We start from the raw sequence: 26,674 nt of genomic DNA on the forward strand, positions 1-26,674 counted from the left end.
CACCGTTCCACACCAACCGGTCGCGACGCTATGATTGCGTCATAGTATTATGCCGAAATGCTCTTTCCGACACCTGCCCTGACGGCCGCCGACGAGCGTGTGTTGTCCGACGTGGACCGCATGCGGGACGACTTGCGACATCAACTACAGGGCAGGCCCGCGAAGTGGGCAGGCGGCCTGCGCAAGTTCCTGACCGCGGACGCGGTCGCGGCGTCCAACTCGATCGAAGGGTTCAAGGTCTCCACCGTCGATGTCGAGGACCTGATGGCGGGGGAGCGCGATGTCGACGTCTCCGATGAGAACCGGGCGGAGACCCTGGCCTATCAGCAGATGATGACCTACATCCAGACTTTGCACTCCGTCCCGGATTTCGCCTACGGCAAGGGTCTGTTGAACGCCCTGCACTGGATGTTGCAGGGGCATCGGCACACCGAACGCAGACCGGCCGGGCAATGGCGTCCGGGCCCGGTCTATGTCACCGACGCCCGCGATCCGAGTATCGCGGCCTACACCGCACCCGGCGTCGAACAGGTGCCGGCGTTGATGGCGGCGCTCATCGACTGGCTGAACGCCGACGATCGTTCGCATCCGCTGATCCGGGCTGCGATGGCCCACCTCCATCTGGTGTCGATTCATCCCTGGTCCGACGGCAACGGCCGGATGTCCCGCTCGTTGCAGACTTTGATGATCGCGAGGGAAGGTGTTCTGGCGCCGGAATTCTCGTCCATCGAGGCGTGGCTCGGCCGTCCCGGCAACACCTGGGAGTACTACCAGGTGCTGGGGCGTCGTGGTCCGACTTATCGCCCGGATCAGGATGTCTCGGACTGGATTCGCTTCAACCTGATGGCGTATCACCAGCAGGCACAGACCGTGCACGCGCGGTTCGAGCGATCCGGCCGGGTGTGGAATGCGTTGACGGAGTTCGCTTCCGGCGCGGGGCTCGACGAGCGACCGGTCACCGCTCTCCATGATGTCGCGATGGCCGGGCGGGTGCGCCGCACCCGCTACGAACGCAGTGAGGCGCTGAGTGTGCAACAGGCGCAACGGGATCTACGCGAGCTGGTGTCGCGCGGCATCCTGGAACCGGTCGGCCGGACCCGGGCCCGGTTCTATGTGGCCGGTCGGTCGTTTCCCGAGCACGTCCTGGACCTTGCGCGCACCCCGGTCGTGCTGGACGATCCGTACCGCGACTGATTCGTTCGCCCGGCGCCAGTGCGCGACCGCCACCGGGGATTTCGCGGCGGGTGCGCCGGATCAAGCCCCGCCGAGGATCTTCAGGGTGTGGTCGACGTCGGCGTTGGTGTTGTGGACGTGGAAGGCGAAGCGCAGGGTGTTGTTCCGGGCGGTGGCGACGATGCCCGCGGGCGGCAGCAGCGGGGCCAGGCCGGTGGCGTCGGGGATGGTGACGATGGGGGAGCCGGGGGCGGGGAGGGCGGGGATCGACAGGGCGGACAGGCCGGTGCGGAAGCGGTCGGCGAGGGTCAGGTCGTGGGCGCGGATGGTGTCGACCGTCAGGTGTTCCACCAGTTCCAGGCCCGACAGCGTGGCGGTGATGCCGAGCCAGTCGGGGGTGTCGTCGAGGCGGCGGATCGTGGACGCGAGGCGTTGCGGGGCATACATTTCCGACCATCTGTCGGCGGCGGCGTACCAGCCGGGGGCCAGGGGGCGCAGGGTTTCGGCGGCCTCGGGGCCGGCCGCGAGGAAGGTCACGCTGCGGGCGCCGAGCAGCCATTTGAAGGTGGCGCAGACCCAGTAGTCGGCGTCGTCGAAACGCAGGGGCAGCCAGCCGGCGGCCTGGCTGGCGTCGAGGAGCAGGCGGGCACCGTGCGCCCTTGTCGCCGTGCGCAATTCGGGTGCGTCGAGGATTCGGCCGTCGGCGGACTGGACCAGGCTCGCGGCCACCAGGGCGGTACGCGGGCGCACCTCGGCGGCGAGATCCTCGAGCGGTACGGTGCGCACCGACAGGTCGCCGCGGTACCGGAAGGGGTTCGACACCGACGCGAAATCGCCTGCGGCGACGAGCACTTCCGCGCCGGCGGGCAGGGCCGCGGCGATCGGGCCGATCAGGGCGGCCACCGTGCTGCCGACGGCCACGTCGTCGGCGGTCGCGCCGGTCAGCAGCCGCGCGAAGGCCGCGCGCGCCGGATCCACCCGGTCGTCGTGCTTGTTGGGCGCCGCCCGCCCGGCCACCCAGTCGTCGGTGACCGCACGCACGGCGGCGAGCGCCCGCGCGGGCGGCAGGCCGTAGCTCGCGGTGTTGAGGTAGATGGCGTCGGTGGCGAATTCGCCGGGTGCGAGGGGCTGCATGGTTTCAGTGTCGAACCGGCGCCACCACCCGCGCCAGAGCCACCGGTGATCCGCTGGACCGCGACTCAGATCGGGTGCAGGCCGTTGACCGCGACCGAGAGCAGGCGGGGAGCGGCCTCGGGGGAGTGTTCGCAGGCGGTCGCGATGCCGTGGCCCAGCCGGATCAGGTCGCGCGGTTCGATGTCGGTGCGGACCAGGCCGGCCCGCTGGGCCGGGATCAGCACGGCCGCGGCCGCGTCGGTCATCATGGTGCGGCACAGGGTGAAGGTTTCGGAGGTCTGATCCATCGAGGCCTTCAGGGTGAGCGCCAGGCTGTGCTCGCTCAGCACGTAGGTGACCTGGTCGTACAGCCACTGCTCCAGGGCCTTCATCGGCTCCAGGGTCTCGACCAGTTCGTAGGCGCGGGCGGCCAGGTGCTCGATGCGGGCGCGATAGACGGCCTCGATCAGCGCCTCCCGGTTGGGGAAGTGGCGGTAGAGCGTGCCCGCGCCGACGCAGGCGCGCCGCGCGATGTCGTCCAGGGGCGCCTCGGGGCCGTGCTCGGTGAATGCCTGCCGGGCGCACTCGATGATGCGCTCGTAGTTGCGCCGCGCGTCGGCGCGCATCGGCCGCCCTGGAGACGGTGCGTCCACGAACCCTCCACTGGAAACGGACAGACTCTCCGCTTACTCTTGCGTAAACGGAGACTATCTCCCTATGCTATCCCCATCGGAAACGGAGAGTCTCTCCGCTTAGTTCCCTCACCGATGGAGCGTCCTTGTCTACTACCACTACTGTGTCTTCCGGCGCGCCGGTTCGGGCCCGATTCGGGCAAACGCGGCCGGGTGTCGTGCTGACCACCCTGCTCAGCGGTCAGCTGATGATCATGCTCGACATCACCGTCATGAACGTGGCCCTGCCGCGCATCCGGTCGGATCTGGACTTCAGTCCGACCGGCCTGTCCTGGGTGATGAACGCCTACACGCTGGTTTTCGGCGGGTTGCTGCTGCTCGGCGGCCGTGCCGGTGACCTGTTCGGGCGACGGCGGTTGTTCCTGATCGGCGTCGCCCTGTTCACGCTGGCCTCGCTCGGCGGCGGGCTGGCGCCGTCGGCGGCGTGGCTGCTGGTCGCGCGGGTGGTGCAGGGCATCGGCGGCGCGCTCGCCGGACCCAACACGCTGGCGATCCTGACCACCACATTCAGCGAGCCGAAGGCCCGAATCCGGGCGCTGGCATGGTTTTCCACGATCGGCAGTGCCGGGTTCGCGATCGGGCTGATCGTGGGCGGCCTGCTCACGCAATGGTTCGGCTGGCGGTCCGTGCTGTTCATCAATGTGCCGATCGGCGCGGCGGTGGTGGCGGCCGGCCTGCGTTATCTGCCGGACACGCCCCGGCAGCCGGCCCGGCTGGACCTGCCCGGCGCGGTCACCGCGACCGGCGGTGTCGCCGCGCTGGTGTACGGATTCATCGAGGCAGCCGCGCACGGCTGGTCGGCTGCGGCCACCGATATCTCGCTGGGCGCGGGCGTTCTGCTGATCCTCGCGTTCGTGGCGATCGAATTCCGCACGGCGCAACCGCTGCTGCCGTTGTACCTGTTCGCCGACCGCAATCGCGCGGCCGCCTACGCCAATTTCTTCCTCGGGCCGATGGCGGGCATGTCGATGTTCTTCTTCCTCACCCAGTATTTGCAGGAGGTGCGTGGAATGAGCTCGCTGACAACGGGTTTCGCTTTCCTGCCGACGGCGGTCACGATGTTCACCCTGGTGCGCCTGATCCCGCGGCTGCTGCCCCGGCTCGGTCCCAAGGTGATGACCATGACCGGCACGACACTGATGATCGGCGGCCTGGTGCTGCTGGTCTTTCTCACCACCGACACCGCGTATTTCCCGGTGATCTTCGTGGCGACGGCACTGATCGGCACCGGGATCGGCCTGGCCTTCGCGCCGTTGAACGTGCTGATCATGGCGAATGTGCCGCCCGCCGAGGCGGGGGCGGCCGGTGGCGCGCTACAGACGTTGCAGCAGACCGGATCCGCGCTCGGGCTGGCCATCCTGGTCACCGTATTCGGCACCGTGAGTCGGCACGCCACCGGCTCGGCCCATCATGTGCTGACCGAGGGAGTCACCGCCGCGTTCGCGGGTTCGGCGGCGATCGCGGTGCTCACGCTGGTGATCGCCACCACCTTCCGGCGGCCGGCGAACTGAGCGCCGCCGGACTCGGACCCGCCGTGCCCTTCGGCCCGGCGGGTCCGGCCGCTCGCGAATCGGGCCGTCGTGAATCCGGCCACAGCGAATCCGGTCCCAGCGAATCAAAACTCACAATGAATCAAAGGGGGCTACCGGCGGCCCCGTGCGCCTACCATCCGGAAGGGTGACTGCCCGTCTGCCGTTGATCGACATCTCCAGGTTCCGGGGGCCCGCCGCCGAGCGGGCGGCGTTCCTCGACGACCTGCGGCACGCCGCCCACGAGGTCGGCTTCTTCTACGTCGTCGGCCACGGCGTGCCGGACGAGCTGACCACCGGAATCTTTGATGTGGCACGGCAATTCTTCGCGTTGCCGGTCGAACAGCGCCGCGAGATCGAGAACATCCACTCACCCCAGTTCCGCGGATACACCAGCACCGGACACGAATACACCGCCGGCGCACCGGATCGCCGCGAGCAGATCGATATCGGCCCGGAGCGCGAGGCGCCGGCCCCGGTGCCGGGCGCCCCGGCCTGGACCCGGCTGATCGGCCCCAACCAGTGGCCGGCGCGACTGCCGCGGTTGCGCGAGATCACCCTCGCCTGGCAGGCGGAGGCGCTGCGGGTGAGCCGGGAGGTGTTGCGCGCCTTGTCCGTCGCGCTCGGCCAGGACGAGAGCTACTTCGACGCCTGGTTCGACGAGCAGGCGTCGACACACGTGAAGATCATCCACTATCCGGGCCGCGAGACCGCTGATTCGGATCAGGGGGTCGGTGCGCACAAGGACTACGGTTATCTCGCGCTGCTGCAACAGGACGAGATCGGCGGGCTGCAGGTGCAGGGCCCGGACGGCTGGTTCGACGCGACGCCGGTACCCGGCAGTTTCGTGTTCAACATCGGCGAGATGCTCGAGATCGCCACGCGCGGTTACCTGATCGCGACCCGGCACCGGGTGGTCAGCCCGGCGCCGGGCGTGGACCGTTATTCGGTGCCGTTCTTCCTCGGGCCCCGTCTGGACGCCGTGGTCGAACCACTCACGCTCCCAGCGGATCTGGCGGCCCGGGCGCGCGGCGTCAGCGCCGAGGCGGACAACCCGCTGCTGGCCGCGTACGGGGAGAACGCGCTGATCGGCTGGCTGCGTTCGCATCCGCGGGTGGCGCGGCGCTGGTGGTCCGACGTGCTGGAGCAGTCTTGAGCGAGGACTGGTCCTTCGAGACCCGGCAGATCCACAGTGGGGCACAACCGGATCCGGTCACCGGCGCGCGCGCCACACCGGTCTATCAGACCACCTCGTACGTCTTCCACGACGCCGAGCACGCCGCGGCGACCTTCGCGTTGCGCGATGCCGAGACCCACGCCTACACCCGGGTGTCGAACCCGACCACGGCGGTCGCCGAGGCGCGACTGGCCGCGCTGGAGGGCGGGGTCGGTGCGGTGGCGGTGGCCAGCGGGCAGGCGGCGGTATCGCTGGCCCTGCTGACGATCGCGCGGGCCGGCGACCATGTCGTCGCGGCCGCCACGCTCTACGGCGGCACCTACAACCTGCTCGCCTACACCTTCGCCGATCTCGGCATCACCGTCGATTTCGTGCGCGACCCGGACGACGCGGCACAGTGGCAGGCGGCGATCCGGCCGAACACCAAGGCGCTGTTCGCCGAGACCGTGGGCAATCCGCTGGGCAACGTCCTCGACATCGCCGCGGTCGCGGAGATCGCCCACGCCGCCGGGGTGCCGCTGGTGGTCGACAACACCGTTCCCACACCGTATCTGCTGCGACCGATCGAGCACGGCGCCGACATCGTGGTGCATTCGACCACGAAATTCCTCTCCGGGCACGGCACCGCGATCGGCGGCGCCGTGATCGACAGCGGCCGTTTCGATTTCGCCGCCGACCCGCGACGCTGGCCGCAGCTGAACGCACCGGACCCGAGCTATCACGGCCTGGTCTTCGGCGCCGATTTCGCCGAGCTCGGCTATCTGACCCGATTGCGCACCAAGCTGCTTCGCGACCTCGGCCCGGCGGTCTCGCCGTTCAACAGTTTCCTGTTGCTGCACGGGCTGGAAACGCTGTCGCTGCGGGTGGCCCGGCACAGTGCGAACGCGTTCGCGATCGCCGAATGGCTGTCCGCCCGGCCCGAAGTCGAGCGGGTGCACTACGCCGGGCTGCCGTCGAGCCGCTGGCACGACGCCGCGAAACGGTATCTGCCGCACGGGGCCGGCGGGGTGCTCGCGTTCGAGCTGACCGGCGGGTCGGACGCGGGGCGCCGCTTGGTCGACCGATTGCGACTGTTCAGCCACCTCGCCAATATCGGCGATGTGCGCAGCCTGGTGATCCATCCGGCCTCGACCACGCACGCGCAGCTGGACGCCGCGCAGCAGCTCGACAGCGGGGTGACCCCCGGTCTGGTACGCCTGTCGGCGGGCCTGGAAGGGACACGCGATCTGATCGCGGATCTGGAAGAGGGATTGGGTGGCTGAATTCGACGGCGCGACCGGAACCGTCCACTACCGGCGCTGGGAACCGGAGCGGCCGCGCGCCCTGGTCGTGTTCTGCCACGGGCTCGGCGAACACATCGGCAGCTACGAGCCGCTCGCGGCCGCGCTACGGGCGGCCGGATTCGCGTTCTGGGCCGCCGATCACGCCGGGCACGGCCGCAGTGCGGGTGAGCGCGTGCTGATCACGTCGGTCGACGATCTGATCACCGACGCCGCCACCCTGATCGGGCTGGCGCGGCAGCGACATCCGGACCTGCCGCTGGTCGTGGCCGGACATTCCCTGGGCGCGCTGGTGTCCACACTGCTCGTCGCCGAACGCGGCGTGCCCGCGACGGCTCTGGTGCTGGCCGGCTCCTCGCTGGTCGCCGCGGGAGAGAGCTGGGTGGTGAAAGTGCTGTCCGCGGGCACCGATCCGTGGGAACTGCGCCGCGATCCGAGCGAGATGGTCCGGGATCCGGCCTACGCGCGGCAGATTCGCGAGGACCCGCTGACCTGGCAGGGCGGGCTACGGCTCGAGACGATCGGCGCGCTCGGCGAGGTCGCGCCGCGCATTCCGGCGGCCCTCGAAAAGCTCACGCTGCCGGTACTTTTCGTGCACGGCGCGGACGACGACATGGCGCCGGTCGCCGGGGTCCGGCAGGCGGTGGCGGCGCTCCCGGATGCCCGCGCCGCGATCTTCCCGGAGGATCGGCACAACATCCTCAACGAAATCGACCGCGACGAGGTGTTCCGCGCCGTGGTGGCCTTCATCGACGAGCAGCTGTAAAGGATCCACGATGACACGCGCACACCGGAATCCGGTGGCGGTGGCGGCGGCCGCCGCCACCGCACTGCTGGCCTGCCTCGCCTTGTCGGGGTGCGGCACCGGCGGCGACACCGGCCCGAACACCGTCGCGCAGACCACCCAGGCGGCCACGCCGCCGGACGATCAGCTCGACACCGGAGCCACGGTGAACGTCCGGCTGACGCTGGAACCGACCAGCCTCAACATCTTCGGCACCGCGGGCACCGCGCTGGAACAGTTGTTGCTGGACAACGTCTATCGGAGCCTGCTCAGCGTCGACACCGCCGCGAAGGACAAGATCGTCCCGGCCCTGGCGAGCGCGTGGGAGGTCGCGCCGGACGGACTGTCCTACACCTTCCACCTGACGCCCGGCGCGACATTCCACGACGGCTCACCGCTGACCGCCGCGGACGCGGCCTGGTCACTGAATCAGCAGATCGCGCCCGGCTCGAAATCGGTGCGCGCGGCCAACTTCAGCTCGGTCGCCGAGGTCACCGCGCCCGATCCCGCGACCGTCCGGCTGACCCTGAAACAGCGCGACACCCAGCTGCTGTGGACCCTCGCCGGTCGCGGCGGCATCGTCTACAAACAGGGCACCGACTTCGCCACGCTGGACGGCGCCGAGAACGGGTCCGGGCCGTTCCGGCTGACCCAGTGGAACCGGGGATCGTCGATCACGTTGCAGCGCGACGACTCCTACACCGGCGCGAAGCCGAAGGTCGCCAAGGTGGTGTTCCACTACATCAAGGACCCCAACGCGGCGAACAACGCGGAATCGACCGGCCAGACCGACATTCAGGTGTCCGCCGATCCGACCCTGCTGCAACCGTTCACCGGCAACGGCAAGTTCACCGTGTTGCGCGGCACCACGACGGACAAGTTCGTGCTGGCGTTCAACGGCTCGCAGGCCCCGTTCACGAATCCCGATGTGCGGCACGCCATCCGGCAGGCCATCGACAAGAATTCCACGGTCCGGACCTACGGCGCGGGCGTCGTCATCGGCAGTGACGTGCCGCCGCAGGATCCCTGGTACGAGGATCTCACCGGAATCGACGCGTACAACCCGGACAATGCCCGGAAGCTGCTGGCCGCGGCCGGTTTCGGCAACGGACTGCAACTGACCCTCGATGTCCCGAACATCTACCCGCCGTCGGTCACGGATGTGCTGGTGTCCGATCTGAAGAAGGTCGGCGTCACGCTCGTGGTGCGGCAGGTGGAGTTCCAGACCTGGCTGCAGAAGGTGTACACCAACAAGGACTTCCAGCTCAGCCTGGTCGATCACGCCGAACCGCACGATCTCGACAACTACACCAAGCCCACCTACTACTTCGGTTACGACAACAAGCAGGTGCAGCAGTGGTACGCCCAGGCCCGCACCGCCGCCTCCGAGGCCGAGCGGGACACGCTGCTGAAGAACGTGGCCCGGCAGATCTCGCAGGACGCCGCCACGGATTGGCTGCTGCTGGTGGAGACCACGACCGTCGTGCGCACCGGGGTCTACGGGGTGCCGCAGGCGGAAACCAGCAACCGGTTCACCCTGAGCACGCTCGCGGTCGGCCGGTGATACCGCCGTCGTGACCGTATTCCTGCTGCGCCGCACCGGGTTGCTGGTGGTGTCGCTGGCGGTGGCCAGCGTCGTGGTGTTCGCGTTGCTGCGGCTGCTGCCCGGCGACGTGGCCGCCACCATCGGCGGCATCAACTACAGCCCGGCCCAGTTGGCGGCGCTGCGCACCGACCTCGGGCTCGACCGGCCGCTGCCGATGCAGTACCTGTCCTGGATCCGGGGTGTGCTGCACGGTGATTTCGGGCGGTCCCAGCTCAACGGCGCCTCGGTGAGCGCCGAACTCGGCCGGAAGCTGGAGGTTTCCGGGCCGCTGGTGCTGGGCGCGATCGCGGTGTCGCTGAGTCTGGCGGTGCCGCTGGGCACCTGGGCCGCGGTGCGCCACCGTACCGCCGCCGGTGCCGCGCTGTCGGCGCTGTCGCAGCTGGGCATCGCGATTCCCGGGCTGTGGCTGGCGCTGCTGCTGATCACAGTGTTCGCGGTCGAGCTGAAATGGCTTCCTGCACAGGGGTTTCCGGTGGAAGGCTGGGCGCATCCGGGGCAGGCGGTCCGTAGTCTGGTGCTGCCGTGCCTGGCCCTGGGCCTGACCGAGGGCGCGGTGCTGCTGCGGTTCGTGCGGTCGGCGGTGCTGGGCGTACTGCACGCGGACTTCCTGCGCACCGCGCGTTCGAAGGGGCTCACCCGTGGACAGGCGTTGCTGCGGCACGGTTTCCGCAACGCGGCGGTGCCGGTGGTCTCCATCCTCGGCCTGCAGATCGCGACCCTGCTGGTCGGGGGAGTGGTGGTCGAGACGGTGTTCACCCTGCCCGGCGTCGGCAACATGCTGGTGGCCGATGTCGGCAACCGGGATCTGGTGAAGGTGCAGGGCGAACTGATGCTGCTCGTCGCGGCGATCCTGATCATCGGCTTCCTGGTCGACATCGCCCATCGGCTGATCGATCCGCGCACCGGGATCGCGCGGTGAGCGGCCGGCTCGCGACCCGAAGGCGGGGGCGCTCGCTGCGCACCGTACTGCGGGCGCTGCTGCGCCGACCGGCCGGGGTATTCGGCCTGGCGGTGGTGGCGGTCCTGGCGATCGCCGCGCTCGTGGCGGTGTGGTGGACACCCTTCGATCCGCAGGCCACCGACCCGCGCGCGGCCTGGCTGTTGCCCTTTCGGCGCGGCCATGTGCTGGGCACCGACCGGGTCGGCCGCGACCAGTTCAGCGTGCTGCTGGCCGGCAGCCGCGAAACCCTGGTCGTCGCGGCCGGTTCGGCGCTGATCGCCGCGATCATCGGCTTGGCCCTGGGCATTTCGGCGGCGCTCGCCCCCCGGTGGGCGGGTGCGGTGGTGGCGCAGGCGATCGATCTGGTGATCGCCTTCCCGGCGCTGTTGCTGGCCATGGTGCTGGCTGCTGTCTACGGTGCCTCGCTGGCTACCGTGCTGGCCGCGATCGGGATCAGCGCCGGGGTCGCGGTGGCGCGGGTGTCGCGCGGCGAGATCGCCCGAGTGCTGGGGGCGGATTACGTGCTGGCGGCGCGGGCGGCGGGCGCCTCGACCCCGCGCATCGTGCGAAAACACTTGCTGCCCAACATCGCTCCCACCCTCATCGTTCAGCTGTCGCTGGTGATGGCGGTGTCGGTGCTGACCGAGGCCGCGCTCACCTACCTCGGCTACGGCAGTTCCCCGTCGACCCCGTCGTGGGGTGGCCTGCTGCACGAACAGCAGGCCTACATCTCCGCCCGGCCGCTGCTGGTGGTCTGGCCCGGCCTGGCCGTCGCGGTGACGGTGCTGGGCCTCAACCTGCTCGGCGACGCCCTGCGCGAGGCCACCGATCCGCGCCTGCGCCGAGGCCGGACCGGTGGGCGTGGTAGTGCCCCCGGTCCGGCCCTCGCGGTCGGCGCCGTGCTCGCCGAGCCGGGTGTGGCGGTGGAGTCCGGCGTGGCCGCCGAGTCCGGGTCGGCTGCGCAATCCGGTGTGGCCGCTGCCGATCACCTCGCCGGGGGCGCCGGGGGTGCGGCATGACGCTGCTGCGGGTAGCGGGCCTGACCGTCCGCCTGGGTGGGCGGACGGTCGTCGACGATGTCGGATTCGACCTCGACGCCGGGGAACGCCTCGGTCTGATCGGTGAGTCCGGATCGGGCAAAACGCTGACGGCACTGGCGATCCTGGGCCTGCTGCCGGACGACGCGGAGGTGTCCGGCAGCATCCGCCTGGACGGTGCGGAACTGCTCGGCCGCCGGGATCGGGAGCTGTCGCGGATCCGCGGCAATCGGATCGCGATGGTGTTCCAGGAACCGCTGTCGGCGCTGAATCCCCTGATGCGCGTGGGGAAGCAGATCGCTGAGCCGTTGCGCCTGCACGGCGGGCTGTCCCGCAAACAGGCTCTGGCCGAGGCGGTTTCGCTGGCCGCGAAGGTCGGCCTGCCCGATCCGGAGGTGCTGGTGCGCGCCTATCCGCACCAATTGTCCGGCGGCCAGCGGCAGCGCGTGGGTATCGCTATGGCCGTCGCCTCCCGGCCCGCTCTGCTGCTGGCCGACGAGCCCACCACCGCACTGGATGTCACCGTGCAGGCCGACATTCTGGCGCTGCTGGCCGATCTCGTCGCCGAACAAGGCACCGCGCTGTTGTTCGTGACGCACGATCTGGCCGTGCTCGCCCAGGTGGTGCAGCGAGTGCTGGTCCTCGGCAAGGGCCGCGTGCTGGAACAAGGCCCCCTGGATCGAATCCTGCACGACCCGCGACACCCTTACACCCGAACACTTCTGAACCTGGCCCGCGCCGCCGCCTTCCGCCGCCCGCCCCTGCCGAATGCCCCTCGTGCCGATGCCGCGGATTCCCATCCGCCGGTCTCGAACACCGTGCCTGCCGATCCGGTCCGCTCGGATGCGAAACCTGCTGTCCCCGAACAAGTATCGACCGCCGCTCCCGATGCGGCCGGCGTGCCCGCCCCCGGCCCGACGGAGGGAACGCGATGACCACCGGCACCCCGGTGACCCCGCTGCTCACGGCCACCGGCCTCACCCGCAGCTACCGGCTGCCGCGGCGCGTGCCGTGGGAACGGCCACAGGTCCGGCATGCCGTGCGCGACGTCGGTCTCACCCTGCCCGAGGGCGGTCACCTCGGCATCGTCGGCGAATCCGGGTCCGGGAAGTCGACCTTGCTGCGCCTGCTGCTCGCGCTGGAACGCGCCGACGCGGGCACGGTCCGCTACCGGGATCGCGCGGTGGCCGGGCGCGACCTGCGCTGGTTCCGCCGCGAAGTGCAAGTGGTGCTACAGGATCCGCTGGATTCCCTCGACCCGCGCGGTAGCGTGCGCGACTCGATCGCCGAACCCCTGGAATGCCTGCGTATTCCCGGCGACCACGATGCCCGGGTCGCCGAGCTGCTCACTGCCGTCGGCCTGGAACCCGATGCCGCCCAGCGTTATCCGCACGAGTTCTCCGGCGGTCAGCGGCAGCGCATCGCGATCGCCCGCGCCCTGGCGCCGCAACCGGCGGTCCTCGTCGGCGACGAGCCCTTCTCGGCGCTGGATGCCTCGGTGCGGGCCCAGATCATCGACTTGGTCCGCGATCTGGCGGCCCGCTTCGGCCTGTCGCTGATCCTGGTGTCGCACGATATCGGCGTCGTGCAGCAGTTGTGCGACGAGTTGCTGGTGCTGAAGGACGGCGCGGTCGTCGAATCCGGTTCGACCGCAGCGATTCTCGATGCCCCCGAGCACCCGTACACCCAGGCGTTGCTGCGCGCCGTACCGGCGCTGCCGACCTGAGCGAGGGGCGGCAGCCCACGTCCTCGGCTCGGTACCGTTGATCGTGGTCCCGCCGACCGTGGGCGCGACGGATCGGCGGTTTCCGAATTCCGCTGAGGCACAGGAGGCGAATCGGTGACGATCGAGATCGACACCTTGACCGAACCCGCCGAGGTGCGGGCCGCCGGGGCGATATTCCGGACCGCGATGGTCGGTCTGCCGCCGGTTCCGGCGGAGGTCGCCGACGGCCTCGTCGAACCCGGGCGGACCCTCGGCGCGCGGCTCGGTGGTGAGCTGGTGGGCGGGGCCGATTCGTACACCAGCCGGCTGGTGGTGCCCGGTGGGCAGTGGGTGCCGCATGCCGCGGTGACCCATGTCGGGGTGCTGCCGACGCATACCCGGCGCGGGGTCGTCAGCGCGCTGCTGCGGCATCAACTGGCCGATGCGGCCGAGCGCGGGGAGGTCGTAGCGAGCCTGCGCGCCACCCAGGGCGGGATCTACGAGCGGTTCGGGTACGGGGTGGCCACCTCCTACGCCACGGTCGAGGTGGACCTGCGGCGCGCCCGCTTGCGCGACACCGTCCCCGGCGGTGGGCCGGTCCGCTACCTCGATGCCGCGGCACGCTGGGACTTGTTGCCGAAAATCTATGCCACCGAGGGTTTTTCCTGGATCGGCGCGATCGAGCGGCCCCGATACTGGTGGCGGCTGCAGGAATCGGTCGCGGCGGGCGGCGGATGGGCCGTGGTGCACGGCGAACCCGGCGCCGAGGACGGATTCCTGCGGTACCGGGCCACCGATACCGACGGGTGGCCGCGACATCCGCGGCGCACGGTGGTCGTGGACGATTTCGTGGCGACCACGCCCGCCGCCTTCCACGGGCTGGTGCGCCATCTGGTGTCCCACGACATCGTCGACCGGCTGATCGTCACCTTCACCCCGCTGGACAGTCCGTTGCGGCACTTCTTCACCGACGAGCGCGCGGTCACCGTCACCGGTGTCACCGACGAGACCTGGCTGCGGCTGGTGGACGTGCCCGCGGCGCTGGACCGCCGCACCTACCGGGCGGGCACGCCCGTCGTCGTGGCGGTCACCGATCCGATCCTGCCGGCCAACTCCGGTCACTACCGGATCTCCGCCGAGGGGGCCGTCCCCACCGGCGATCCGGCCGATCTGAGTGCCGGCGTGGCGAGCCTGGCCGCCGTGTACCTCGGCGGCAGCGCGTGGCGGCAACTGGCGGTGGCGGGCCGGGTCCGGGAGCACCGGCCGGGCGCGGTCGACGCGGCGGATACGTTGTTCGCCACCGGAATTCAGCCGTTCGGGGGCACCTTCTTCTGATCGGCGGCCGGGTCAGCGCGGGTGATCGGCCGGGTCCGGCACGTCCCGGGGCCGAATCGCCTTGTCCCGGTACATCGCCGAGTCCACGGTGTGCATGAGCGCGTCGACGTCCTGCGGGCGGCGGTCGACCAGGGTGGTGCCGACGCTGGCGCCGATCGAGACCGGTTGCCCGGCAACGACGATCGGCTGGGACACCGCGGCGAGCAGGCGCTCGGTGACGGCGGCCAGTTGGGCGGGGCCGGTGCAGTTCTCGATCAGCACGATGAATTCGTCGCCGCCGATGCGGGCGGCGAGGCCCTCCGGGGCGGCGGCCGCTCGCAGGCGCTCCGCCACCGTCCGCAACACCCGGTCGCCGACAGTGTGGCCGTGCGCGTCGTTGATCGCCTTGAACCGGTCCAGATCCAGATAGCACAGCCCGAGCGGGCCGTCGGCGTGGGCGAGCCGGTCGAAGAACAGCACCCGGTTGGCCAGGCCGGTGAGATTGTCGTGGTGGGCGTCGTGCCACAACCGGTCGGCGAGCGCCTTGCGTTCGGTGATGTCGACCGCGACCCCGATCAGGAACCGCACCCGTCCGTCCGCGTCGCGGACCACCGACATCGACAGGTCGATGTCGGTGTGGCTGCCGTCGGGGCGCATGGTGTGGGTCTCCATGCGGAATCGGTCGACCTGTCCGAGCAGCAGCAGCCGGAACCGGTCGTAGGCGGGGCCGATGTTGTCGGCGCCGAGGACCTCCAGCACGGTGCGCCCGGGGATGCGATCCTGCGGGACGCCGAGCATGTCGGCGAAGGTCGCGTTCACGTCGAGCACCCGTCCGGTGTCCGCGTCGATCGTGCCGATGCCGACCGAAGCTCCGGCGAAGATCGCCGCGAACCGCGCCTCCGACAACTGCCGCTGGGACTGTGCCTCGCGCACGGCGGCCAGCGCCGCCGCCAGTGTGCTCTCCTGTTCGGCCAGTGCGGTGGAGCGCAGGGCCGCGGTGAAACCCGCGGCGAATTCGCCCGCCGCGTCGATCGCGCGCTGCCGCACCTGCTCGTACTCCGGCTCGTCCCGCTCCGGGCAGACGGCGTCGACCATGTCGCGGCAGATCACCGAGATCGAGCGGCTCACCGCGGCCGCGTCCCGATAGTTGGCGTCCACCAGGGCGGAGGCGGCCTGTCGCGCGGTGCCCGGCTCGGCCGTGCCGCGCAGCACCGCCAGCAACCCCTCGCCGAGTTCGGCCAGCAGTTCCTCGATCCGGGTTCGCGTGAGGGTGGGCGCGACGACGCCGTCCAGCGCGTCGGCCCAGCGCACCCCCAGCTCGTGCGAACCCACACCTATACCCCTGCCGTAGTTCAGATCTTGCGTCCCACCCCCGCCAGGCCGAGCGAGCGACCGGGGGCCTCGTGCAGATCGCGGTCGGATTCCGGCCGCCACTGCGGCAGTTCCACCACGCCGGGATCGATCATCTCCCAGCCGTCGAACATCGCGGTGATCGCCGCGCGGTCGCGGAAGCGGATCCCGACGTGACTCGTGTTGGCGGAGTGGTCGCCCAGCAGCGCCGCGTCGTCGGGGCGCAGCGCGGAGGTGAGATGCGAGATGGCCACGTAGCTGCCGACCGGCAGCGCGGTCCGCAGCGCGGCGACGCGCTCGGCCGGGCGCTCGGCGTCCTGGAGCAGGTGCAGCACCGCGATCAGCAGCAGGCCGATCGGCTCGCCGACATCGATCAGGCCGGTTCCGGCGGCGGTGGCGAGCAATTCGTCCGGTTTCCGGAGATCGGCCTGAATCGCGTCGGCGCCCGGGACATTCGCGAGGATCGTGCGGGAATGCGTGACCGCCACCGGATCGATGTCGGCGTAGAGCACCCGGATGCCGGGGTCGATCGACTGCACGATCTCGTGCACGTTGCCGGCGGTCGGAATGCCGGACCCGACGTCGAGGAACTGCCGGATGCCCGCGTCGGCGAGGAAGCGGACCACCCGGCGCAGGAACGCCCGGTTGCTCAGCGCCAGCCGCGGCAGATCCGGTACGAGTTTCTTGGCCTGTTCCGCGACGAGCCGATCGATCTCGAAATTGTGCGAACCACCGAGCAACGCGTCGTACATCCGGGCCGGGCTGGCCCGCGTCATATCCACGCCGTCGGGTGCCCATGCCGGTCTTTCCACGCGAAAACCCCTCTTGCCCTTGTGCTTCCGAGCCTCCGCCCGGGCGGCCACCCGATGTGCGCCGAATCGACGGCACGGGTATACCAGCGGATATTAGTCCCATCCGCGCGTCGCGTCGATCTTGTCCGCTGCCGGCGGAAAACCGGCCGCAACCAGCGCGCATGGGGTCGGCCGCCGTGGGCCGCGCGGCCGGATGTCCCCCGATCGGACCACCCGCACCATTGACACAATGAAACAAATCAACCTACATTGTTTCATATGGGGACCGATCGAGACGATGTGGACGAACGAATCATGGACGCGGCCCTGGAGCGCATTCTCCAGGTGGGCATCCGGCGCGCGAGTCTCGACGATATCGCGCGGCGCGCCGGGCTCAACCGCATCACCATCTATCGCCGCTTCGCCGGCAAGGACAATCTGGTCGAGGCGACCCTGGCCCGGGAGACCCGGCGCATGCTCGCCGAGGTGACCACCGTGGTCACCACGACCTCGGGGGTCGACGCCCAGATCGAGGCCGCCGTCCTGTACGTGCTGCGGACCACCCGCAGCCATCCGCTGGTGACCCAGCTGCTCAACGTCGCTCCCGACGAGGCGATGAGCTTCTACACGGTCCGCGGCGAGGAGATGATCCGGCAGGGCGTCGAATACATCGTCGCCGTACTGGAACTGACCCAGCAGCGCGGCTTCATCGATGCGTACGACCCGCGTCCGGTCGCGGAACTTCTTGCCCGGATGGCACATTCGCTGCTGCTCACTCCCGACGGCGGCGTGAACTTCAAGGATCCCGATCGCGCACGGGAATTCGTGCGCGCCGCTGTCGTGCCGCTGGTGAAACACGGCATCGGCCCGAAGGAGAGCACCGATGAATTCTCCCGTCCCACTTCGTCATCCCGCGACACCCCGTAAGGTTCCCGGCCTGCGCGCCTTCGCCGTCCTGCTGAACATCGGCACGCCGGACGCGCGGGAATGGCAGGCGCTCGGCGAGGCGCTGCTCGTCGGCGACGAGCCGATGGACCGGCTGGTCGAGTGGATGTCCGGCGCGAGCGCCGGCGGACTCGCGATCACCCGGCCGATGTTCGAACAGGCCCTGCGCGAAGGGATCTCGTCTGTTCCGGACGCACCGGAACCGTTGCGGGAGTTCTTCGGCCGCTACGAGACGGCGCCGGACTGGGTGGACTGGCCCACCATCCGCCGGGCCGAGCGGGTGTTCCGGATGGGTGGTATCGACGGGCTGTACATCGCCCGGGACGTCGCGCTGCTCGGTGGTTATCTGGCCTCCGGATTCAACAAGACTCTGATCCGCACCGGCGCGCTGGAGAAGGGCCCGGCCAAACGCTTCGCCGAGACCCTGCAATGGGCCCTGGACGTCACCTCCGACGAGGGGATGCGGCCGCTCGGCGCCGGTTACCGGGCCACGATGCAGGTGCGGCTGATCCACGCGCTGGTCCGCAAACACGTTTCGGCACAACCGGATTGGGACAGCGCCGAGTGGGGCCTGCCGATCAACCAGACGGATATGGCCGCGACGCTGGTCGGCGCGCTCGTCTCGCCGTTCCTGGGCGCGATGCCGATGGGGGTGGTGCCCGCCCGCGGCGACCTGGAGGCCGCGGCCCACCTGACCCGGTACGTGGGCTGGTTGATCGGGGTGCGGGACGAGTGGCTGCCGACCGGCTTCCGTGATTCGGTGCGCATTCTGTACCACTGCATGACCGCGATCACCAATCCGGACGAGACCAGCGCGCAATTGGCCATGCCGATGGCCGACGATCCGCTGCGCTGGCACTATCCGAATCTGGCCGGGCTGCGGGGCCGCATCGCACGGGCGCAGCATCTCTCGATCGCGAGCCTGTTCCTCGGCCCCGCCTCGATGCGCCAGTTGGGCCTGCCGGCGACCGTGCCGCCGTGGTACCCGCTGGCCCGACTTCCGGTGAACCTGGTCCGCAGCGCGCTCACCCGGCTGCTGCCCGGCGGGGTGGAGCGCGCCGCGATCCAGGGCCGCCGCCGCCAGGAACAGTTCCTGCGCACGCTGATCGGTGACGCGCCGGCGGTGATCGGGGAGTCGGCCCGCTCCGCCGCCTGAGGGCTCGATGTTGCTGTGCGGATGCGAGATTCTTTCCCGATCGCGTCCGCCGGCGCCGCGGGTTCCGGCAACTCGCCACCGGACCGGGGCTCGAGCGCCTACCATGCAGTTGGCCGAAGTCATGTGCCGACATCGGCTGAACGGCAATGTAGCTCGATCATAGCCAGTAGGTGGGGAGTGGGCCGGGTCAACCTGCCGATGTGGACTTGTCGGTGTCATGGGGCATGCTCTTGGCACGCAGACTGTCCACGAGCCCGTCCGGAGTACCCCAATGTCGTCCCGTCGAACGAAGCCACAACCGCTGTCCGACACCGAGATCCGGCAGATCGCCGCGGAGATCACCGCCGGCACGCCGCCGATGGTGTGGTTCACCGCGGAGGCCGTCGGCGTGCCGGAAGGCCGTTCCGGCAAGGTGGTTGCCCTCGGAGATCCCACCGAGGGCGACTTCCTGCAGGTTCGGCCCACCGGTTCCAAAGATGTGCTGTCGTTCTCGCCCACCGAAGTGACGCTGATCAAACCGGCCCGGCGCACCCCGCCCGCGGCCCCGAGTTCCAGGAAGGACCCCGCATTGACGACCCCGTCCACCGTGACCCCCGCGTCGGCGCCGAGTCAGGAGCCGGCGAACCCCGTTGCCGCCGAGCCGAATCCGGCGCCGGCGACCCCCGCCGCGAACACCGACGCGACCGGCCCGGCGGGCGCGAAGCCCGCTACCGGCGGCACCCGCGCCCCGCGGGAGAAGGCGCCCGCCGCCCCCAAGAAGGCGAAGGTGCCGGAGGTCACCGTGACGTTGTCCGGTACGGCCGACGGCGAGTGGACCGTCGACGTGGTCAACGGTAAGAAGCGCACGGTACGCGGCCTGCCGGTGTCCGGCGCCGCGGTCGCCCAGGCGGCGAGCCTGCTGCATCCGGAGGTCGCCGAGGTCGTCGACTCGGTGCTGGAGTCCGTGCGTACCAGCCAGCGGGCCAAGGTCGAGCAGTTGCAGGCCGAACTGGAGAACGCCCGCCGGCTGCTCGACGAGCTCTCCGGGTAGATCCGGCTATACGGCGGTTTCCCGCCGCCAGTTGCGCCGGCTGCTCGCCGCCGCATGCCCGAGATGGCGGATGTCGTCGTAGAACACGTACCCCAGCGAGTATTCCTTCGCGTGATACATCGCCGAATCCGCCTCGCGCAGTAGGTCGTACACGGTGTCGTCGGCGCTGCGCGGGGCGTCGCAGGCGATCCCGATGCTGGTGGCCACCGACACCGGGCCCGCGGTGAGTTCGAACGGTTTCCGGAAGGCGTCGAGCAGCCGCTCGGCCAGCACCGCGGACTCCTGCCGGTTCGCGCAACCCAGCACGACGAATTCGTCGCCGCCGTATCGGGCCGCCAGATCGTCCTGCCCGATCACGTGCCGGATCCGGTCCGCCGCACCGGCGATCAACTCGTCGCCGACGGCGTGGCCGTGGGTGTCGTTGATGGCCTTGAAGCCGTCGAGGTCGAGGAACAGCAGGCACAGCGGCCGCCCCGCCCAGCGGTCCGCGTACACCCGGGGCGCCCGCAGCAGCGCGGCCCGGTTGGACAGTCCGGTCAGCATGTCGTGATCGGCCTGGTACTGGGCGCGCCGCTCGCTGCGCAGGCTGCGCACCACCGCGCGCTCACTGCGGGCCAGCACGCCGACCAGCAGGACCGCCAGCAGGGCGGAGACCACGGCCCGATCCAGCGTGTCGAGGTTGGCCCCGACCACCGGCCCGAGCGAGGCGACCACCAGCAGCACCGCGATGAAGCTGGCGCGCTGCCGGGACTGGTGGGGATGGATGTGCCGCGGCTGCCCGACGGTCACCATGGTCGGGTGCAGCGCGGCCAGGCCGACCAGCAGGAAGGCCAGCAACTCGGGGATCAGCAACATGTTCGGGCCGAGCGTGAGATATCCGGCGGCGTCCAGGTTGTAGCCGAGATCGCCGCCGAGGACGGTCAGCAGGCACAGGTGCACCAGCCGCAGCGAGGTCTCCGAGCGCCCGGCCGTGACCATCGAGTGGGTGACCACCGTCAGCAGCAGCGCGTCGACCACCGGATAGGTCACCCGGATCAGCGTGGGCCCGTCGAACACGCGCGCCGCGTGCAGCACCGGGGAGATCAGGAAGGTCCAGGAGGCCAGCAGCGCGCCCAGCCCGATCAGCCAGGAATCCAGGATCAGATCGATGTGGAAGGTGCGCCGCGGCACCAGCCACAGCACCGCGGCGGCGCCGACACCCACGTACCCCCCGAGGGTGAACAGATCCGCGAGCGGCGGCGGTATGGGCCACTCCAGGAAGTCGCGCAGCGTGGTGCCGACGCAGAACAGGACCGACGAGGCAGCGAGCAGGAACCACGCCACCGGAGCCGGCGGCCGATGGCGGTGCACACCGGTGCAGATCATCGCCAGCGTGGCGGCCACCACCACCAGCATCGCGCCCAGCGCGAGCGGCCGGCCCGCGAGCGGCACCGTGATCACCGCCAGGATCAGGATGGGCGTGGTCGCCCACCATGGTGACTTGGTACGACACCAGTTGCGGCTCGCGTGCTGTCCGTCGGCTGCCATCAGCCCCCCTTGTCCACGTAGTCCCCTGTGAACCGTGCCGCGTAGTAGGTTTGTGCGTCCTCCACCGCGACGTCAGCATCCGCCTGCTCATCGAGCGCCGCTCGAAGCGCGTCGGCGAACGAAAACCGAGAGTTGTTGTACGAGCAGATGTCCCAGCCGACGACCGCGCGTTCTGCCGCCAGGATCCGGACAATCGAAGTGATCATGGCATGAAATGCGGTGCCCTGTCGCGCAGTCGGGTCGACCAGTGTGAATCCGGCGTAGAAGATGGCGCCGCGGGCCGCGTGTAGCGGGAAACGTGCTGCGAAATAGTCCGGGCTGATCCACGGTACCGTTTCCAGGTGCCGGGTCAGGGTACTCAGGCCGACGGGGGTGCCGCCGGGGGTCCGGGCCACATGCTTCTGTACCCGCGGGTCGGTCATCTCATCCTGAAACTCGTTGCGGTACAAGACTTGCCGTGCGATTGCCCGGGTGCGCAACGGGCCGAAGGCGGTCTCGTACAGCCGGTGGAAACCATCGATCTCCGCCTCGGGGATGGTGTGCTCGATGCTGACCCGGATCGCCGCGGCGCCGGCGGCGAGCGAGCATTCGCCGCCGGCGGTCACGACCGTCCCCGGCCGCCGGAACGGCTCCGGCCGAGCAGTCGCCGGCCGCCGGTCTCGGCGCAGGGCGTGTCGCCCCGGGCCGTGGCGTCGCCCCAGCCCGCGGTGGCGTACGCGGCCAGCACGAGCGCGCACACCGGTTGCCCTTCGGCGCGGGCCTCGATCGTGCAGGTGCGCACCGGACCGAAGCGCTGCGGCCGCCCCGCGGTCATGTCCGCGAGGCTGGCGTGGATGAGATCGTCCACCTCCCTGGCGGTTTCGCCCTCGTGCTCGACGAACAGCCCGGCGCCCGAGCCGTCGGCCCGCAGTGCCCAGCCCAGCCCGGCGGCCGCGCGCGCACCCGGTTCGGCGGCGTGCCCGGCGGCGTAGACGCAGTACAGCCGATCGCCCCAGACGATCGGTTTGCGCACCCGGCGCGTGCGTTCGATGGTCGCCCGCGGTGGGATCACCGACGACAACCGGATCAGATTCGCGTCGCCCACCCCGAGATCGCGCAACGCCGCGTCGAACGCGGCGACCGGGGTCGCGGCGGCCCCGACCGCGGCGCCCACCTCGATGGCGGGTGCCGCGATCCGATTCGATTGGCGCACATCGTCACCGAGCGCGTCATAACTGTGCTGTCCATAGGTCGCGATCATGAGCGTCCTTCCCCTGCCGTCCCAGTGTCGCATTTAAAAGGCTGGAGTTGCGGCATATTGGCTCGGCGTGCTCCCCGCGGCGGGTGACCGCAGGTGCGGACCCCGCCGAGACGTGTTCACCCCTGTTGACGGGTCCTCGGTCATAGCGAAGTCGAATCGGCCCGTGGGATGAGAAAAGGGCAATTCGGTCTGTTCGATGACGTGCCATCAGTTATCGGCACTGTTTACATCGTGCCATCGTCTGTGTAACTTGTCTGCAATCTGCAGTTCATCTGGTTCGCAATGTAAGTGGTGCAGAGTATGTCGTCACACGTTCGGGAACCCCGTTTCGAGTACCTGTCGAGTAATTCGACCGATTGGTATGCGCAATTGCGCAGTCCGCGAGTGCTGTTGCGGCGCTACCGGGACTGGCTCGGCGCGACGCGGGCCCGGCGGGTGGTGGCGCGGGTGCTGGCGGCCCCGCTCGTACTGGTCGCGCTCTGGTTGATCGGCGGTTCCATCGCTAACGCGAATAACGGCACATTATCCGGCGGCAGTATGTCGGCAATCGACGGTTTGTCCTGGACGGATGTCCGAGACACCTCGGATGTCCCGTTGTCCAGCTATCTGTTCGCGACCGATTCCGGCAGTCTGCTGCACCCCGGGACCACCGCGCTCGCGCTGGTGCTCGGGGTCGAATTCACCATTTTCATGGTCGTGGTGATCAGCGCGGTCTGGATGACCGGCTATGTGTTGAGCTTCCGCTGGCTGGACTGGCTGGGTAAACCGTTGACCGCGATCGGCGACGGTCTCACCCATCAGATCGCGACGCCGATCGTGCTGGCCGTGAGCGCCACCGCGGGCGCGTTCCTGGTGGGCTGGTTCGTGCTACGCGGATATCACGCCAAGGCGGCCCTGCAGGTGGCGGCGATGCTGGCCGTCGCGGTGCTGGGCGCCACCTACCTCGCGCACCCCCTGGCCGATGTGCTGTCCTCGGACGGCCTGCTCGCGCACGGCCGCGACGTCGGTATCACGATCGCGGCCGGCGTCACCGGTCAGGACAGTCCGCATCCCGGCGAGATCGTCGCCGGCCTGCAGGGCTCGCTGTCGGACAACTTCGCCCGGCATCCGTTGCAGGTGTGGAACTTCGGGCATGTGGTCGACGATCGGCCCGGTTGCCGCGCGGCCTGGTCGGCGGGGGTGCGGGCGGGCAGCCAGACCCAGATCGCGAACGGGATGTCGGGCTGCGGGGACGCCTACGCGCACGCCAAGATCGACAATCCGAGTTTCGGCCAGATCGGCACCGGCCTCGTGCTGATCGTCTTCGCGACGATCCTGCTGCTGTTCCTCGCGTATCTGGCGATCAAGGTGTTCCTTGCCGCGCTGTCGTCGGTGTATCACGGCATCCTCGCCGTATTCGGTTTCGCCGCAGGCGGTTTCGTGTACGGTCCGACCCAGGTCTTCCTGATCCGGAACCTGGTCGATCTCTTCGCCGACGCCGTGGCGATGGTCGTGTACACGGTCTTCCTGGGGGTGTACGCGCTGCTGCTCGACGCGCTGTTCCGATCCGCGCCGGGCAGCGGCATGGCGGTGATCTTCGTCGGGGCGATGGTGCTGATCGCCGGGTTCGCGCTGTTCCGGCGGCTGGACCTGAGCATGGTCGGCGGCCAGGTGCGGGTGGTGGAGCAGATCCGGGCCGCGCTCGCCGGCCGGCCGGCCGCCGCCGGGGCCGCGTCGCCCGCGGAGATGAGCGCCGCCTCGCTGCGCTACAGCCTGTCGCCGGGGCATCTGGCCGGCCGGGCCATGGCCGGATTCAACGAACTGGGCGCGATCAACGCCAATCCGGTCACCTCGTGGGCGTTCCGGCGGCCCAACCCGCTGGCCTTCTACTCGAAACAGATGCAGCACATGAACGAACTCAACTATCGGCTGCTGCTCGGGGAAATCCCGCCCGAGGCCGCCGGCGGCTGGATGGCCCGGCTCACCGCGGGCAAGAACGCCCACGACGGCGCGGCCCGGCACGCGGTGGAGATGTTCGGCGGGCACAACTCCCGCGCCGCGGCGGCCGCGGTCACCAACGTGCTCGAACTCGGCGGCGACGGCGCCGACGCGCAGGGCGCCCTGCTGGCCGCCGGTTTCTCGCCGCGGATGGCCGAACACGCGGTCCGGGTGCATCGGCACATGCTGGACGAGGCCAAGACCAGCGACGTCACCTACGAGCCGCTGGGCGAGGCCGCCGCGGCACTGCGGCTGGCCTCCCGGACCCGGGAGTACTCGCCCGATCGGCGCGGGGCCTACACCGCGCAGGCGGCCGAGGCGGCGAGCCTGTTCGAACGCGCGGCCACCCGGCCGCTGTGGGACGACGAGCACGACGTGGATCGCGCATTCGTCGCGCGGGCACTGCATCTCGTGGACGGTCACGCCGATCTACAGGAGATCCAGCGGCGAATCCCGGTGGACCAGTGGCGGTCCGTCACCGACGACACCCGCCGCAAGGTCGGCGTCGAGATCGCGCAACGACTGAAGGAGGCCACCGACCGATTCCATTCGGACCCCACCGACGCCAACCACGTCGCGGCGATGGAAATCGCCCGCAGCGCAATGCGTGTCGACCGTTTACTCACCACCGACCAGGCCAGTCTCAACCTGTGGACCAAATAACACCATCGCGGATGCGTCACCGATAGAGGAACCGATATGTCAACGTCGCACACCCCACCGCCGCCAACCCCCCGGACGCCGGATCGGATCGTCCGAAGCCTGGTCCCGGCCCGCATGGACCGGCTGCCGTGGACCCGGTTCCACTGGCTCGTCGTCGTGGGCCTGGGCGTGTCCTGGATCCTGGACGGACTCGAGATCCAGATCGTCAGCAGTATGGGCGGCCCGCTCGGGGACATCCGCACCCTGCATCTCAGCGCCGGACAGGTCGGCGCCACCGCCTCCTGGTATCTGGCCGGACAGGTGGTCGGCGCGCTGTTCTTCGGTCGCCTCACCGACCGGCTCGGCCGCAAGAAGCTGTTCATCCTGACGCTGGCGATCTATCTGCTCGGCAGCGGGCTGGCCGGATTCGCCTGGAACGCTTGGTCGTTGTACCTGCTGCGGTTCCTGGCCGGAACCGGTATCGGCGGCGAGTACACCGCGATCAACTCCGCCATCGACGAGATCATCCCGTCCCGGTACCGCGGCCGGGTCGATATCGCCGTGAACGGAACATATTGGGCCGGTGCGGCATTGGGCGCGGCGGCCAGCCTGCTCCTGTACAACGAGAATTACGTTCCGGTGCAATGGGGTTGGCGGCTGGGCTTCTTCATCGGCCCGGTGCTCGGCCTGTTCATCATCTTCCTGCGCCGCGGGATCCCGGAGAGTCCGCGCTGGCTGCTCACCCACGGCCGCGCCGACGAGGCCGAACGCACCGTCGACGAGATCGAGCACCGGCTGCACGAATACGGGGTGTCGCTACCACCGGTGGACGAGAGCAAGATGCTGGCGCTGACCGAGACCGACCGGCTCAGTTATCCGCACATGGCGCGAATCTTCTTCGGCCGCTACCCCGCTCGCTCGTTCCTCGGATTCTCGATGATGGCGACGCAGGCCTTCCTCTACAACGCCATCTTCTTCACCGAGGGCCTGGTCCTGATCCACTTCTATCACGTGTCCTCGGACCACACCGGGTACTACTTCTTCCCGTTCGCGCTCGGCAACCTGCTCGGACCGCTACTGCTCGGGCCACTGTTCGACAGCGTCGGCCGGCGGGTGATGATCAGCGGCACCTACCTGCTGTCCGGAGTGCTGCTCCTGGGTTCGGCGTGGGCGTTCCACGCCGGAATATTGAACGCCACCACCCAGACCGTGTTCTGGTGCGTGATCTTCTTCTTCGCCTCGGCGGGCGCGTCCTCGGCGTATCTGACCGTCAGCGAGATCTTCCCGCTGGAACTGCGCGGCCAGGCCATCTCGTTCTTCTTCGCCATCGCGCAGGGCGCCGGCGGCGTGGTCGCGCCGTACCTGTTCGGTCACCTGATCGGCGGCTCCGACAATCCGAACCCGGACCGAGTGCCCTTGACCTGGGGTTATGTCATCGGAGCGGTGACGATGATCGCCGGCGGACTGATCGCCTGGTTCTTCGGTGTCAGCGCCGAGGGCAAATCGCTGGAGGACATCGCCGATCCGCTGTCGAAGGTGGCGGAACCGGCGGACGCGGAGCGCGCGGCACCGTTGACCGCCTCCGGCGAACCCGGGGTCTGACGGGCCGACCGGCGCCGGGCCCGCGAGTGCGCGGCTCAGCGCCGGTGTTCGACGCGAATTTCGG

The 26,674-nt window shown here is 69.7% G+C and carries 23 protein-coding genes; 16 read left to right on the plus strand and 7 right to left on the minus strand.

Annotated elements, in window-relative coordinates:
• Positions 1 to 57: 57 nt before the first annotated feature.
• On the plus strand, positions 58 to 1,194 hold the full coding sequence (locus NRB56_RS33905; protein WP_153348445.1) for a Fic family protein: 1,137 nt from the start codon (positions 58 to 60) through the stop codon (positions 1,192 to 1,194).
• Positions 1,195 to 1,254: 60 nt separating this feature from the next.
• On the opposite strand, the gene NRB56_RS33910 is transcribed toward NRB56_RS33905, so the two are convergent.
• A complete protein-coding gene (locus NRB56_RS33910; protein WP_153348446.1) occupies positions 1,255 to 2,307 on the minus strand; it encodes an aminotransferase class V-fold PLP-dependent enzyme in 1,053 nt (350 codons plus the stop codon).
• Between the two features lie 65 nt (positions 2,308 to 2,372).
• Positions 2,373 to 2,939 carry a TetR/AcrR family transcriptional regulator gene (locus NRB56_RS33915; protein ID WP_319943926.1) on the minus strand — a complete coding sequence of 189 codons (567 nt, stop codon included), beginning with the start codon at positions 2,937 to 2,939 and terminating at the stop codon, positions 2,373 to 2,375.
• 197 nt (positions 2,940 to 3,136) lie between these two features.
• Between NRB56_RS33915 and NRB56_RS33920 the strand changes: the two genes are divergently transcribed.
• From NRB56_RS33920 to NRB56_RS33965, 10 genes are all read left to right on the plus strand, one after another.
• The gene (locus tag NRB56_RS33920; protein WP_319943927.1) at positions 3,137 to 4,489 is read left to right on the plus strand and encodes an MFS transporter; all 1,353 of its coding nucleotides are present in this window, start codon (positions 3,137 to 3,139) and stop codon (positions 4,487 to 4,489) included.
• A 166-nt stretch (positions 4,490 to 4,655) separates the two neighbouring features.
• On the plus strand, positions 4,656 to 5,663 hold the full coding sequence (locus tag NRB56_RS33925; RefSeq protein WP_319943928.1) for an isopenicillin N synthase family dioxygenase: 1,008 nt from the start codon (positions 4,656 to 4,658) through the stop codon (positions 5,661 to 5,663).
• Complete coding sequence (locus NRB56_RS33930; RefSeq protein WP_153348447.1) at positions 5,660 to 6,946, plus strand: O-acetylhomoserine aminocarboxypropyltransferase/cysteine synthase family protein; 1,287 nt, start codon at positions 5,660 to 5,662, stop codon at positions 6,944 to 6,946. The genes NRB56_RS33925 and NRB56_RS33930 overlap by 4 nt, the downstream gene beginning before the upstream one ends.
• On the plus strand, positions 6,939 to 7,730 hold the full coding sequence (locus NRB56_RS33935) for an alpha/beta fold hydrolase (RefSeq protein ID WP_319943929.1): 792 nt from the start codon (positions 6,939 to 6,941) through the stop codon (positions 7,728 to 7,730). Before NRB56_RS33930 ends, NRB56_RS33935 begins: the two co-directional genes overlap by 8 nt.
• Positions 7,731 to 7,740: 10 nt before the next feature.
• Positions 7,741 to 9,312: an ABC transporter substrate-binding protein gene (locus tag NRB56_RS33940; protein ID WP_153348448.1), complete on the plus strand. Its 1,572-nt coding sequence runs from the start codon at positions 7,741 to 7,743 to the stop codon at positions 9,310 to 9,312.
• Between the two features lie 10 nt (positions 9,313 to 9,322).
• Positions 9,323 to 10,273, plus strand: coding sequence for an ABC transporter permease (locus NRB56_RS33945; RefSeq protein WP_319943930.1), 951 nt, complete (start codon positions 9,323 to 9,325; stop codon positions 10,271 to 10,273).
• The gene (locus NRB56_RS33950) at positions 10,270 to 11,313 is read left to right on the plus strand and encodes an ABC transporter permease (protein WP_319943931.1); all 1,044 of its coding nucleotides are present in this window, start codon (positions 10,270 to 10,272) and stop codon (positions 11,311 to 11,313) included. Before NRB56_RS33945 ends, NRB56_RS33950 begins: the two co-directional genes overlap by 4 nt.
• On the plus strand, positions 11,310 to 12,266 hold the full coding sequence (locus tag NRB56_RS33955) for an ATP-binding cassette domain-containing protein (protein ID WP_227838552.1): 957 nt from the start codon (positions 11,310 to 11,312) through the stop codon (positions 12,264 to 12,266). The genes NRB56_RS33950 and NRB56_RS33955 overlap by 4 nt, the downstream gene beginning before the upstream one ends.
• The gene (locus NRB56_RS33960; RefSeq protein ID WP_153348449.1) at positions 12,263 to 13,057 is read left to right on the plus strand and encodes an ABC transporter ATP-binding protein; all 795 of its coding nucleotides are present in this window, start codon (positions 12,263 to 12,265) and stop codon (positions 13,055 to 13,057) included. The genes NRB56_RS33955 and NRB56_RS33960 overlap by 4 nt, the downstream gene beginning before the upstream one ends.
• A 114-nt stretch (positions 13,058 to 13,171) precedes the next feature.
• Positions 13,172 to 14,371 carry a GNAT family N-acetyltransferase gene (locus tag NRB56_RS33965; RefSeq protein ID WP_319943932.1) on the plus strand — a complete coding sequence of 400 codons (1,200 nt, stop codon included), beginning with the start codon at positions 13,172 to 13,174 and terminating at the stop codon, positions 14,369 to 14,371.
• A gap of 12 nt (positions 14,372 to 14,383) precedes the next feature.
• Here the strand turns inward: NRB56_RS33965 and NRB56_RS33970 are convergent, their stop codons facing one another.
• Positions 14,384 to 15,682 (minus strand): sensor domain-containing diguanylate cyclase, encoded by a 1,299-nt coding sequence (locus tag NRB56_RS33970; protein ID WP_319943933.1) that lies wholly within the window; start codon positions 15,680 to 15,682, stop codon positions 14,384 to 14,386.
• Positions 15,683 to 15,702: 20 nt separating this feature from the next.
• Entirely contained in the window at positions 15,703 to 16,512 is an 810-nt protein-coding gene (locus tag NRB56_RS33975; RefSeq protein WP_319943934.1) for an SAM-dependent methyltransferase, read from the minus strand.
• A 258-nt stretch (positions 16,513 to 16,770) separates the two neighbouring features.
• On the opposite strand from NRB56_RS33975, the gene NRB56_RS33980 reads away from it, so the two are divergent.
• The 3 genes from NRB56_RS33980 (at position 16,771) to NRB56_RS33990 (ending at position 19,622) form a co-directional block, all read left to right on the plus strand.
• Positions 16,771 to 17,418, plus strand: a complete 648-nt coding sequence (locus tag NRB56_RS33980; RefSeq protein ID WP_153348450.1) for a TetR/AcrR family transcriptional regulator — start codon at positions 16,771 to 16,773, stop codon at positions 17,416 to 17,418.
• Positions 17,375 to 18,592, plus strand: coding sequence for an oxygenase MpaB family protein (locus NRB56_RS33985; RefSeq protein ID WP_153348451.1), 1,218 nt, complete (start codon positions 17,375 to 17,377; stop codon positions 18,590 to 18,592). Before NRB56_RS33980 ends, NRB56_RS33985 begins: the two co-directional genes overlap by 44 nt.
• Positions 18,593 to 18,863: 271 nt before the next feature.
• The gene (locus tag NRB56_RS33990; RefSeq protein ID WP_153348452.1) at positions 18,864 to 19,622 is read left to right on the plus strand and encodes a DUF6319 family protein; all 759 of its coding nucleotides are present in this window, start codon (positions 18,864 to 18,866) and stop codon (positions 19,620 to 19,622) included.
• Positions 19,623 to 19,628: 6 nt separating this feature from the next.
• Here NRB56_RS33990 and NRB56_RS33995 read toward each other — a convergent pair whose 3' ends face one another.
• The 3 genes from NRB56_RS33995 to NRB56_RS34005 are packed head-to-tail and all read right to left on the minus strand — an operon-like array spanning position 19,629 to position 22,389.
• Positions 19,629 to 21,149 carry a GGDEF domain-containing protein gene (locus NRB56_RS33995; protein WP_153348453.1) on the minus strand — a complete coding sequence of 507 codons (1,521 nt, stop codon included), beginning with the start codon at positions 21,147 to 21,149 and terminating at the stop codon, positions 19,629 to 19,631.
• Positions 21,149 to 21,754 carry a hypothetical protein gene (locus NRB56_RS34000; RefSeq protein WP_227838553.1) on the minus strand — a complete coding sequence of 202 codons (606 nt, stop codon included), beginning with the start codon at positions 21,752 to 21,754 and terminating at the stop codon, positions 21,149 to 21,151. Before NRB56_RS34000 ends, NRB56_RS33995 begins: the two co-directional genes overlap by 1 nt.
• Entirely contained in the window at positions 21,751 to 22,389 is a 639-nt protein-coding gene (locus tag NRB56_RS34005) for a pyruvoyl-dependent arginine decarboxylase (protein ID WP_153348454.1), read from the minus strand. The genes NRB56_RS34000 and NRB56_RS34005 overlap by 4 nt, the downstream gene beginning before the upstream one ends.
• Before the next feature lie 300 nt (positions 22,390 to 22,689).
• Here NRB56_RS34005 and NRB56_RS34010 point away from each other — a divergent pair, with 300 nt between their 5' ends.
• Together NRB56_RS34010 and NRB56_RS34015 are read left to right on the plus strand one after the other, a co-directional pair.
• Positions 22,690 to 25,029 carry a hypothetical protein gene (locus tag NRB56_RS34010; RefSeq protein ID WP_153348455.1) on the plus strand — a complete coding sequence of 780 codons (2,340 nt, stop codon included), beginning with the start codon at positions 22,690 to 22,692 and terminating at the stop codon, positions 25,027 to 25,029.
• Between the two features lie 36 nt (positions 25,030 to 25,065).
• Positions 25,066 to 26,610, plus strand: coding sequence for an MFS transporter (locus NRB56_RS34015; protein ID WP_319943935.1), 1,545 nt, complete (start codon positions 25,066 to 25,068; stop codon positions 26,608 to 26,610).
• Positions 26,611 to 26,674 lie beyond the last annotated feature (64 nt).

This window comes from Nocardia aurantia (genome assembly GCF_009604425.1).
GTDB lineage: Bacteria > Actinomycetota > Actinomycetes > Mycobacteriales > Mycobacteriaceae > Nocardia > Nocardia aurantia.

Excerpts from the sequence above, each read along its gene's own strand:
- NRB56_RS33960 (WP_153348449.1), top strand. The coding sequence starts at position 12,263 with ATGACCACCGGCACCCCGGTGACCCCGCTGCTCACGGCCACCGGCCTC.
- NRB56_RS34005 (WP_153348454.1), bottom strand. The coding sequence starts at position 22,389 with ATGATCGCGACCTATGGACAGCACAGTTATGACGCGCTCGGTGACGAT.
- NRB56_RS33910 (WP_153348446.1), bottom strand. The coding sequence starts at position 2,307 with ATGCAGCCCCTCGCACCCGGCGAATTCGCCACCGACGCCATCTACCTC.
- NRB56_RS34010 (WP_153348455.1), top strand. The coding sequence starts at position 22,690 with ATGTCGTCACACGTTCGGGAACCCCGTTTCGAGTACCTGTCGAGTAAT.
- NRB56_RS34015 (WP_319943935.1), top strand. The coding sequence starts at position 25,066 with ATGTCAACGTCGCACACCCCACCGCCGCCAACCCCCCGGACGCCGGAT.
- NRB56_RS33985 (WP_153348451.1), top strand. The coding sequence starts at position 17,375 with ATGAATTCTCCCGTCCCACTTCGTCATCCCGCGACACCCCGTAAGGTT.
- NRB56_RS33955 (WP_227838552.1), top strand. The coding sequence starts at position 11,310 with ATGACGCTGCTGCGGGTAGCGGGCCTGACCGTCCGCCTGGGTGGGCGG.
- NRB56_RS33980 (WP_153348450.1), top strand. The coding sequence starts at position 16,771 with ATGGGGACCGATCGAGACGATGTGGACGAACGAATCATGGACGCGGCC.
- NRB56_RS33940 (WP_153348448.1), top strand. The coding sequence starts at position 7,741 with ATGACACGCGCACACCGGAATCCGGTGGCGGTGGCGGCGGCCGCCGCC.
- NRB56_RS33995 (WP_153348453.1), bottom strand. The coding sequence starts at position 21,149 with ATGGCAGCCGACGGACAGCACGCGAGCCGCAACTGGTGTCGTACCAAG.
- NRB56_RS33905 (WP_153348445.1), top strand. The coding sequence starts at position 58 with ATGCTCTTTCCGACACCTGCCCTGACGGCCGCCGACGAGCGTGTGTTG.
- NRB56_RS33990 (WP_153348452.1), top strand. The coding sequence starts at position 18,864 with ATGTCGTCCCGTCGAACGAAGCCACAACCGCTGTCCGACACCGAGATC.